The 9,777-nt window shown below is 66.3% G+C and carries 9 protein-coding genes and 1 tRNA gene; 5 read left to right on the top strand and 5 right to left on the bottom strand.

The annotated features are described in order from the left end of the window. On the top strand, positions 1–582 hold a 582-nt coding region (locus B1964_RS02400), incomplete at its 5' end, for an HNH endonuclease signature motif containing protein (protein WP_139765603.1). Between the two features lie 325 nt (positions 583–907). Here the strand turns inward: B1964_RS02400 and B1964_RS02395 are convergent. The 3 genes from B1964_RS02395 to B1964_RS02385 form a co-directional block, all read right to left on the bottom strand. Further along, complete coding sequence (locus B1964_RS02395) at positions 908–2,452, bottom strand: carboxylesterase/lipase family protein (RefSeq protein ID WP_079928658.1); 1,545 nt, start codon at positions 2,450–2,452, stop codon at positions 908–910. A gap of 2 nt (positions 2,453–2,454) precedes the next feature. After that, on the bottom strand, positions 2,455–3,678 hold the full coding sequence (locus tag B1964_RS02390; RefSeq protein WP_079928657.1) for an arginine deiminase: 1,224 nt from the start codon (positions 3,676–3,678) through the stop codon (positions 2,455–2,457). Between the two features lie 124 nt (positions 3,679–3,802). Next, positions 3,803–3,874, bottom strand: a tRNA-Thr gene (locus tag B1964_RS02385). 4 nt (positions 3,875–3,878) lie between these two features. Between B1964_RS02385 and B1964_RS02380 the strand changes: the two genes are divergently transcribed. The 4 genes from B1964_RS02380 (at position 3,879) to otsB (ending at position 7,947) form a co-directional block, all read left to right on the top strand. After that, a complete protein-coding gene (locus B1964_RS02380; RefSeq protein WP_079928656.1) occupies positions 3,879–5,306 on the top strand; it encodes a threonine/serine exporter family protein in 1,428 nt (475 codons plus the stop codon). Between the two features lie 122 nt (positions 5,307–5,428). Then, a complete protein-coding gene (locus B1964_RS30320; RefSeq protein ID WP_172398723.1) occupies positions 5,429–5,593 on the top strand; it encodes a hypothetical protein in 165 nt (54 codons plus the stop codon). Between the two features lie 3 nt (positions 5,594–5,596). Continuing rightward, positions 5,597–7,168, top strand: coding sequence for a trehalose-6-phosphate synthase (locus tag B1964_RS02370; protein ID WP_079928654.1), 1,572 nt, complete (start codon positions 5,597–5,599; stop codon positions 7,166–7,168). Next, entirely contained in the window at positions 7,165–7,947 is a 783-nt protein-coding gene (gene otsB / locus B1964_RS02365; protein ID WP_079928653.1) for a trehalose-phosphatase, read from the top strand. Before B1964_RS02370 ends, otsB begins: the two co-directional genes overlap by 4 nt. 31 nt (positions 7,948–7,978) lie before the next feature. Here the strand turns inward: otsB and B1964_RS02360 are convergent, their stop codons facing one another. Further along, complete coding sequence (locus B1964_RS02360; RefSeq protein ID WP_079928652.1) at positions 7,979–9,091, bottom strand: putative zinc-binding metallopeptidase; 1,113 nt, start codon at positions 9,089–9,091, stop codon at positions 7,979–7,981. 5 nt (positions 9,092–9,096) lie between these two features. After that, positions 9,097–9,777 (bottom strand): transglutaminase family protein (locus B1964_RS02355; RefSeq protein WP_079928651.1); only part of this gene is annotated, 681 nt, incomplete at its 5' end.

The following is a 9,777-nucleotide window of genomic DNA, read 5'->3' as shown; positions in this document are numbered from 1 at the left end:
GATCCGCGGACACCCGAACAGATCTGCGCGGCCGCATTCGAAACGATCGTGGAGTTGGCGGCACAAGGATTGGCCGACACCACCTTCTCGACCAAACCCACCAACGGCCTGTTGTGGACCTGGTCAGCGGACAACCCGGCACTCGGCGGCGACTTGCAGAACATGGGAGCCATCACCGAAGCCACCGCGAAAATGCTGTCGTGTGACACCACGATCACCAGAATCATTCTCAACCCCGAAGGTGTTCCCCTCGACGTCGGACGCCAGGAACGCTTCTTCACTCCAGGGCAACGCAAAGCGTTGTTGGTGCGGGATCGCGGGTGCATCAAATGCGGTGCCCACGCCGGACGCTGCCAAGGACACCACGTGCGGCACTGGAGTGAGGGTGGTCCCACCGACCTCGACAACGGATGCCTGCTCTGCACCAGTTGTCATGACGACGTGCACCACCACGGCTGGGACATCATCATGGGATTCGACCGACACCCCTGGTTGATTCCACCCGCCAGCGTGGATCCGAAACGACGACCCGTGCCGTCGTATCACCGCCGCACCATGCGACTCGACGACACCGCAGCCTGATCTGCCCTACTACTTGATTCCCCTGCACCCGGCCTGGCCGGGACCGCATCTGTTGTTTGAGAACTCCATAGAATAAACCCACCCGATGGTCGAGGTGTCGTGCCCGTGGCCCGGAAGCCTTTCGGCACAACGGGTCTCGACGCTCGTCGCTAGCGCTCCTCGACACCTCGACCACCGGGGTGGGAGCGTCCGAGTATCCGATCGTCGGATGGGAAGCGTCAGCATCCTTCGAGGAGAGCGTCATACCCCGATGGTCGAGGTGCGAGCCGCGTGCGGCGAGCCTCGAGACCACCTGCACCGGTGCTGGATTCGTCCCCGCGATACCTCAGCGGAAGGCGAGGATGTCGTTGCCCCAGGTGTCGCGGAGGTTGTCGTCGAGCCCTTGGACCACGCGATCGTCCTCGTCGATCACCAGGGAGCGGCGATCGTCGCTGCGGTATCGGGGCCACGAGGGCGTCGGGCCCGAGTCGAGCCGGACATCGGGAACACCCTCTCGCACAAACGATCCCCAGCGACCGAGGAGCCGTTCGGCAATATGTTCACCGGTTGCCCGCCCACCCAGCTTGTAGGTGATGTCCTTGCGTCCCGCTGGAAGATTGCCCCAGGTGTAGTTGAGCTCGGTGCCGTGCGTGGCACCGAGGCGCAGTACACGGAACATCCTGGGCGCCCAGTCGAATCGGTACATGTACACCGGCGCCACCTCGGCGTGCGCATCAGCGACCCACAGCGTCGGCATCCGGAAAGCCAGGTCACGCGCAATGCCGAGCCCGGCGGCCTTGGCATTCCGCGGATACGCCGCGAGTACGGTGTGCTCATCGGGTACACGGAGTTCGGGCTGTTCGAGCGCGATCCGCTCGAACATGGTGCGGATCGTCGACAGGTCGATCGGCATCAACGGGGACTTCATGTAACGGAACAGCGCGGACTCGTCGCGGTTCGTTCCGATCAGCAACGGCACCGGGATCGATTCGGCGGCCCGGTACACGTCGATCGGGTGATGCGGAACCAGATCCCCGTCAACGGTGACCGTGAAGGCCAGGATTCCCGGATTCTCCTGTGGTACTTCGGCGAAGACCTGCATCTGCGCGTCGACGAACTGCGCCGACGACGCCGAGCGGAGATCGCCGGGAATAGCGGCGGCGATACGCTCGGAAACAATCCCCATCCGCTGCGCCGAGGCCACCGCCGTCGCCGGTGAGCTCTGGGCGATCGCCCGATGGAACAGTCCGCGAGCGGCCGGGATCGTGAGCAGCGTGGTGACGATCCCACCGCCCGCCGACTCGCCGGCCACCGTCACCTGCGCCGGGTCGCCACCGAACCCGGAGATGTTGTCGCGCACCCACGTCAACGCGGCCAGCACATCCGACAATGCGACATTGGTTTCCGCACCATCGATCACCGACCCCATGTCGGCGAACCCGAAGGCACCGATGCGGTAGTTGATCGTGACCACCACGACGTCACGCTGCGCGGCCATCCGGGTGCCGTCGTAGAGGGGTTGACCACCGGATCCGAAAACGTAGGCCCCACCATGTACCCACACGATCACCGGTCGTGGTGAGTCGGCGCCGGCCACCGGGGCCCACACGTTGAGGAACAGACAGTCCTCGTCCATCACCGGATCGCTACCCAGACCGATCGCCGGATTACGCGCCTGTGGACACACCGCACCGAACCGGTCGGCATCGACGACACCGGCGTGCGGAATCGCCGGACGCGCACGGCACCAGCGATTCTCACCCACGGGTGGCGCGGCGTACCGGATGCCCTTCCACACGTGAATCCAGTGGTCACGAACACCGCGATAGGCGCCCGAGGTGGTCTCCACCACGGGAGACGAGCAGCCACCGCCGGACTGTGTGTCGCTCATGCTCAGGCCTCACGCTCGATCGGGCAGGACATACACCGTGGCCCGCCTCGACCACGCCCGAGCTCCGACCCCGACATGGCGATGACCTGAATGCCGTTGTCGCCCAAGTATTTGTTGGTGGTGACATTGCGTTCGTACCCGACCACGACCCCCGGCGATACGGTCAAGAAGTTGTTGCCGTCGTCCCACTGCGCCCGGGCCGCCTCGAGCCGGTCGATCGGCGCCTTGAGAACCCGCAACGTGTCCACCCCGAGCGCCTCGGCCACCACGGCGAACAGCTCGGCGTTCTCGGTCACGGTGAAGTGGCCCTGGTCGTTTCGCGGCACCAGAGTGTAGGAGCGCAAGGTATCCGGCAGATATGGGTAGACACTGAACGCGTCGCGATCGACCTGCGTCATGGCGGTGTCGAGATGCATGAACGCCCGCTCCATCGGGAGTTCGACGACGATGACCTTGTCGACGGTCCCCGACTTGAACAGGTTTTCGGCGAGCACCTCGATGCCCTGCGGGGCGGTACGTTCGCTCATACCGATCATCACCGTGCGGTTGCCGATGACGAGAATGTCCCCGCCCTCGATGGTGGCCGGTGTGTGCCGCATCGGATCGTTGCCGTTGTAGAACACGAACTCCTCCGCGGTGAACATCGGATGGAAGTTGTAGATCAGCCGGGAGTTGATGGTCTCGCGTTGCCGTGCCGGTTTGGCCATCGGGTTGAGGTTGACCCCGGCGTAGATCCACGCCGAATTGTCGCGCTGGAACAGATGATTGGGCAGCGGCGCGAGGAGGAAGCCGTCGTCGTCGAGGCTGTGGAGCAGCAGGCTCGACACGCCACCGAGATGCGGCGCCGCCTCTCGTTTGAGCATGCCGCCGATCAACAGCTCGGCCAGCTGGTCGGGTGTGCGCTCGTCGAGCAACTCCTGCAGGGGTCCATCGAGTTCGGTCCCGAACTGGGTTTCGGTGATCAGCTCGGCCGCCAGCTCGTCGCGCGCACCGTCCTGGGCGAGTGCCTCGGCGAGCAGGTCCTGATAGAGGTGGACCGTCACCCCGAGGTCGCGCAGGATCTGCTGGAACTGCTCGTGCTCCTCCTGCGCCTTCTCAGCCCACATCACGTCGTCGAACAGCAGTCCCTTGACGTTGTCGGGTGTGAGACGCAACAACTCGATCCCCGGCTTGTGCAGGATGACCTGGGCCAGCGGACCCACTTCGGAGTCGACGTGGAAAGTCATACGCGAACTCTAATCGCGCACACAGGCCGGCGCGGGACGATGACAACTCGACGACATCGACTGCACCCACCCAAGACCGACGGCCCGTCCGAAATCACACCGGACGGGCCGCAGTCTGCAGGCGAGCCCCCTGTCAGGATTGAACTGACGACCGCTCGCTTACAAGGCGAGTGCTCTACCACTGAGCTAAGGAGGCATGCTTGCGCGAGTATATCCGCCGCACCGCCCGCCGCCTCATCGGCACCAGCCAGGCCACGATCGACACCATCGAACCCGGCAGCATCATGGTGGCGCCCCGGCGTCCGATCGATCGGTTCGACGTCGGGGCCATCACCGAGGTGCTCGACCTGGCGACCAAGATCGGCGCGGTGCTGCTCGACTCGGGGACCGGCGCGATCGACACCGGCAGCCAGATCCAGTTCGTCGCGAACATCTACGGCATCGAGGACGTCGACGTGGATGTCACCTACAACACCATCGTCGTCAGCGCCCGACGCGGCGCGACGCTGCCGCCCATCACGACGATGGAGACCGTCCACTACCGCTCGCTGGACTTCACCCGACTCGCGCAGGTCGACAAACTCATCCGCCGCATCCGGGATTCGGCGATCACGCCGGCCACCGCGCACCGGATGGTCGACGCGATCATCGCCGCCCCGCACCCTTACCCCTACAAGGTCGCGACTCTCGCGTGGGGGCTGATGGCCGCAGGCATCAGCGTGCTGCTCGGCGGCGGACCGCTGATCGCGCTGTTGGCGTTCATGACGACCGGGGTCACCGTCACCATCAATCGGCTACTCAATCGCATCGGCACCCCGATCTTCTTCCAACAGGTCACCGGCGGCTTCATCGCGGTGGTACCGGCGGCGCTGGTGTTCGAGGGCGGCGAGAAACTCGGGTTCGAGATCATGCCGTCCCAGGTCATCGCGGCGGGGATCGTCGTGCTGCTGTCGGGACTGTCGCTGGTGGGCTCGGTGCAGGACGCCATCACCGGCGCACCGATCACCGGCGTCGCCCGCTTCTTCGAGCTGTTGCTGATGACCGGTGGCATCATCGCCGGCGTCGGTATGGCGCTGCGGATGCTGTCGGCGGTCGGCATCTATCTGCCCGCCATCACCACCACCACCGAGTTCGCCGCCGTCGACATCCCTGCACGCGTGGCCGCGGGCGCCTTCGCCGCATTCGCGTTCGCGTTGGCCTGTTACGCCGAGCGGCGCGCGCTGCCGGTCGCCTTCATCTCCGGCGTGATCGGTGTCGGCGTGGCCGCGGGCGCCTCGTTCATCCCGGTCGGCGATGTCATCGGGTCCGGTCTGGCCGCGGTCTGCATCGGCATGCTCGGCGGTCTGCTGGCCCGCCGCGCACTCACCCCACCACTGGTCGTCGCGGTTGCCGGCATCACGCCTCTGCTGCCGGGTCTCGCCGTCTACCGCGGTCTGTACGGGCTGCTCAACGATCAGACCCTCGACGGACTCACCTGGGCGGGCAGCGCCCTGGGCGTGGGCTGCGCGCTGGCCGCGGGGGTGACCCTCGGCGAGTTCATCGCCCGCACCCTGCGTCGGCCCCAGATCGTCCGGCCCGAATGGGCACACCGGCGGCGCCTGCGCCGACGCCGCCGGATCGAGTGGTGACCGCGAAGCCCTCAGCGGGTGACCGGGTACCATGGGAGGTCGCGCGCACCACACGACGGTGCGACAACCACGACATCCGACGACCGCGGCGCCCCATCCGGGGCCACGACCGAGGGGACATGATGGCAGCAGCCAAAACCACCGACATCGCCGACGAAGAGCTGGAGCCGGTGGCCGACGAGACCGCGATCTCCGCGCGACGCGTCGTCGCCGCCTACGCGACAGACGCCGACGAGTGCCGGATGCTGCTGGCGATGTTGGGAATCGCACCGGGCGAGAACGCCTGACCCGTGACCTCGGAGAGCCGAGCGATACCCGAATCCGGCGCCGAGTTCGTCGTGGTGGCCAACCGGCTGCCCGTCGACAAGTCGGTCGACGCCGACGGCGAGATCACCTGGAAGCGCAGCCCCGGCGGTCTGGTCACCGCTCTCGAACCCATCCTCCGCTCCCACACCGGTGCCTGGGTGGGGTGGTCGGGCATCGCCGACTCCGACGAGAACCCTGAGGTCGAGGGCATCGGCATCCAGGCGGTGCCGCTGTCGACGCAGGAGATCGCCGAATACTACGAAGGCTTCTCCAACGCCACCCTGTGGCCGCTCTACCACGACGTGATCGTCAAACCCGAATATCACCGCGAGTGGTGGAACACCTACGTCGAGGTGAACCGCCGCTTCGCCGAGGCCGCCTCGAAGGCCGCCGCCGAAGGTGCGGTCGTGTGGGTGCAGGACTACCAACTGCAGCTCGTCCCGAAGATGCTGCGCATGCTGCGCCCCGACCTCAAGATCGGGTTCTTCCTGCACATCCCCTTCCCGCCGGTCGAGTTGTTCATGCAGCTGCCCTGGCGAACCGAGATCGTCGAGGGGCTCCTCGGTGCCGACCTCATCGGCTTCCACCTCCCCGGCGGCGCCCAGAACTTCCTCTATCTCGCACGACGCCTCGCCGGTCAGGCCACCAGCAAGGGCACCGTTGGCGTGCGGTCGCGGTTCGGTGTGGTGCAGGTCGGTTTCCGCACGGTACGGGTCGGGGCCTTCCCTATCTCCATCGACTCCGGCGAGCTCGACGCGAAGGCGCGATCCAAGGAGATCCGCAAACGTGCCGCCGAGATCCGCAAAGAACTCGGCAACCCGAAGACGATCATGCTCGGCGTCGACCGGCTCGATTACACCAAGGGCATCGACGTCCGGCTACGAGCGCTCCAGGAGTTGCTGGAGGAGAAGCGAATCGACGCCGCCGACACCGTCATGGTCCAGCTGGCGACACCGAGCCGCGAACGCGTGGAAAGCTACATCCAGATGCGCGCGGGTATCGAACAGCTCGTCGGCAACATCAACGGCCGCTACAGCGAGGTCGGTCGGCCGATCGTGCAATACCTGCACCGTCCGATCCCCCGCGACGACCTGATCGCCTTCTTCGTCGCCGCCGACGTCATGCTCGTGACGCCACTGCGTGACGGGATGAACCTGGTCGCCAAGGAGTACGTGGCGTGCCGCAACGACCTCGGCGGCGCCCTGGTGCTGAGCGAGTTCACCGGTGCCGCAGCCGAATTGCGGTCGGCGTATCAGGCCAACCCGTATGACCTCGACGGCGTCAAGGACGCGATCGTCGCCGCCGTCGAGCAGGCCCCCGAAGAAGGCCGACGCCGCATGCGGGCCCTGCGCAGGCAGGTTCTGGCCCACGATGTCGGCAAGTGGGCGGCAAGTTTCCTCGGCCCCCTGGCCGATACGACCGAGACCGAGGCATCGGCGAACCGCGGTGTGCGCCTACTGGATTCCGAGTCCGACGAGACTGGGACCAACGAGGCTGCATCCAACGAGTCTGGGTCGATCGAATATGGGGCCGACGAGTCGGCCGACGGGCGATGAGCGCCGAGGGCATCCCCACACCGCTGTCCGACGCGCTGCTGCGGGCGAGCTCGGTGAACCGGCTGCTGCTCGCGTCGGACTACGACGGCTGTATCGCCCCCATCGTCTCCCGGCCGCAGGACGCGGTCGGTCTGCCCGAATCGATCGAGGCGCTACGGGCCGCCGCCCGACTCGACCGCACCACGGTGGCCGTGGTGAGCGGGCGGGCGCTGTCGGATCTCGCCGCACTGTCCGGTCTCGCCGACGACCCGATCACCCTCGTCGGCAGCCACGGCAGCGAGTTCGACACCGGCTTCGGTCAACCGGTCACCGCCGAGCAACAGCAGCTCCTCGCCCGGATCATCGACGAGTTCGAGTCCATCGCAGCAGAATTCGACGGTGTCACGGTGGAGGTCAAACCGGTCAGCACCACCCTGCACGTCCGCAACGCGAGCCCCGCCGACGCCGCGACCGCGCTCGACCGCGCTCGTCTCGGCCCGGCCCTGTGGGACGGGGTCGAGGCCACCGAGGGCAAGGCGGTCATCGAGCTCGCCGTCATCGAGACCAGCAAGGGCCTCGCGATCGATCTCCTGCGCGACCGCACCGGCGCCGACGTCGTCATCTATCTCGGTGACGACGTCACCGACGAGAAGGCCTTCGCCCATCTGCGCCACGACCACGACATCAGCATCAAGGTCGGCCCCGGTGACACCGCCGCCCAGTATCGCGTCGGCGATCCGGCAGATGTGGCCGCAGTCCTCGAATTCGTTGCCGCCCATCGCCGCGAGGCGCTCGGCTGACCTGGCGGCGGCCCGGGCGACTGGTGCGGGTTCACGACACCGCAGGCTCGGCGACCATCGGATCGGTGACCGGATTACGCTTGGCCGACTCCCGGATCACGCGATGGACGAAGCCGAGTTTGCGCACCACCGGTTGCGGGATGTCGAAGGGATACAGCGGCGGGCTGCCCATCGCCTGATTGACGCGATTGAACATGGTGGACAGCCACTTCCAGTCATACAGCAGTTTCTCGATGGGCTGATCGGCGTACGTCGCCAGCGGCACGATGTCGCGGTCCATCGAGAAACGCACCTGATCACTCTCGAGCATCAGCCCGGATTCACGTGCGGTGTCGATGGTTCCGGTGATGTGCAGGTAGTGGGCGAAGCACTCGGCGAAGTCCTCCCACGGGTGCATGGTGGCGTATTCGGAGATGAACGAGTCACGCCAATTGGCCGGTGGCCCTTGCCGATAGTGCCGGTCGAGAGCGTCGCTGTAGCTCGCTCGTTCGTCGCCGAAGATCTCGCGGCACCGGGCCAGATAGCGATCGGCCCCGTCGCCGGTTTCGACGAGCACATGCTGGTAGTAGTGCCCGGTCTCGTGGCGGAAGTGCCCGACCATGGTGCGATAGGGCTCGCCGAGTGACACCCGCAGCCGTTCACGATGTGCGTCAAGGGTTTCGGCGAGGTCGATGGTGATGACGCCACCGGCGTGCCCGATGATCACCTGTTTGCCCTCCGACAGACTGGACAACAGGTCGAAGGCCAACCCGCCCTTGGTGCGCCAGTAGGGTTCGATCGGTAGCCCCAGATCGGCGAGCTGATAGATCACCATCCGCAGATCGAAGGTGGTCGGCGCGAGCTTCTCGACGGCGATGGTGTCGGACGGATCGGGTTGGCGCCGCACCAGCGAATCCGGGAAACACAGTCCCCGCAAACCGATCTCGCCCTCCCCCACCTCCGAGGGCGTCATCCAGTTGCAGCCCGTGCGCGACCAACTCGAACACCGCTCCCAGCGACGCCCGTCGATGTCGACGCCGTCCTCGGAGGCCACCACCAACGATCGACTCGGCAGGTGCACTCCGACGGAGGTGCCACAGCGGGGACAGTTCTGGTTCTCGAATCCCGACAGCGCATTGCAGATCGGGCACGTCAGTGCGCGCACACCGCTCAGCCTATGCTGATGCGGTCCGTTCCGTCGTCGATGGGCAGATCACCGCGCACCACCGCGGTCACCTGATACGAGTCGAGGTTGATCGAACCCTCGTGGTTGTCGAGGAATGCGGTGTCGGCGGCGTCCCGCCCGGTAGAGATGCGCACCAGCCCCTGGCGTGGCGCGAGCCGCGTGGCATCGACCACCACCCAGACGCCGTCGATGAGCGCCTCGGCGACCGCGTGGAAGTCCATCGGATCGCAGCCCGGCGCATACACGGCGACCAACCGGGCGGGGATGTTCAACGCGCGCAGCAACGCCACCACCAGATGCGCGTAGTCGCGGCAGACGCCCGCACCGGCCAGCAGGGTGTCGGCGGCGCCGTCGATGGGGTCACTCGCGCCGGGGATGTAGTCGAGGCGATCCTCGACGAACGCGGTCACCTGGTTGAGGAGTTCCCCCTTCGGCAACGAGGTGTCGAACTGACCCGCGGCGAATCCGAAGAACTTGTCGGCCTCGGCATATCGGCTGGGGCGCAAGTAGATCGAATGATCGGTGACCCCGACCTGGGCCGGATCGGCAGGCGTGGTCACCGCGGCCCGATAGTCGACATCGAGCTGACCGGACTCCACCGACAGCCGGTGGATGCGGCCGCCGTAATTGTCCACGATCTCCTCCACCGACACCGGCTTTCCCTC

Origin of the sequence: Gordonia sp. i37, assembly GCF_002043085.1 — a bacterium.
GTDB classification, from domain to species: Bacteria; Actinomycetota; Actinomycetes; order Mycobacteriales; family Mycobacteriaceae; genus Gordonia; species Gordonia polyisoprenivorans.
This window is presented reverse-complemented; position numbering and strand designations above follow the sequence as displayed.

Excerpts from the sequence above, each read along its gene's own strand:
- otsB (WP_079928653.1), top strand. The coding sequence starts at position 7,165 with ATGAGCGCCGAGGGCATCCCCACACCGCTGTCCGACGCGCTGCTGCGG.
- B1964_RS02395 (WP_079928658.1), bottom strand. The coding sequence starts at position 2,452 with ATGAGCGACACACAGTCCGGCGGTGGCTGCTCGTCTCCCGTGGTGGAG.
- B1964_RS30320 (WP_172398723.1), top strand. The coding sequence starts at position 5,429 with ATGGCAGCAGCCAAAACCACCGACATCGCCGACGAAGAGCTGGAGCCG.
- B1964_RS02390 (WP_079928657.1), bottom strand. The coding sequence starts at position 3,678 with ATGACTTTCCACGTCGACTCCGAAGTGGGTCCGCTGGCCCAGGTCATC.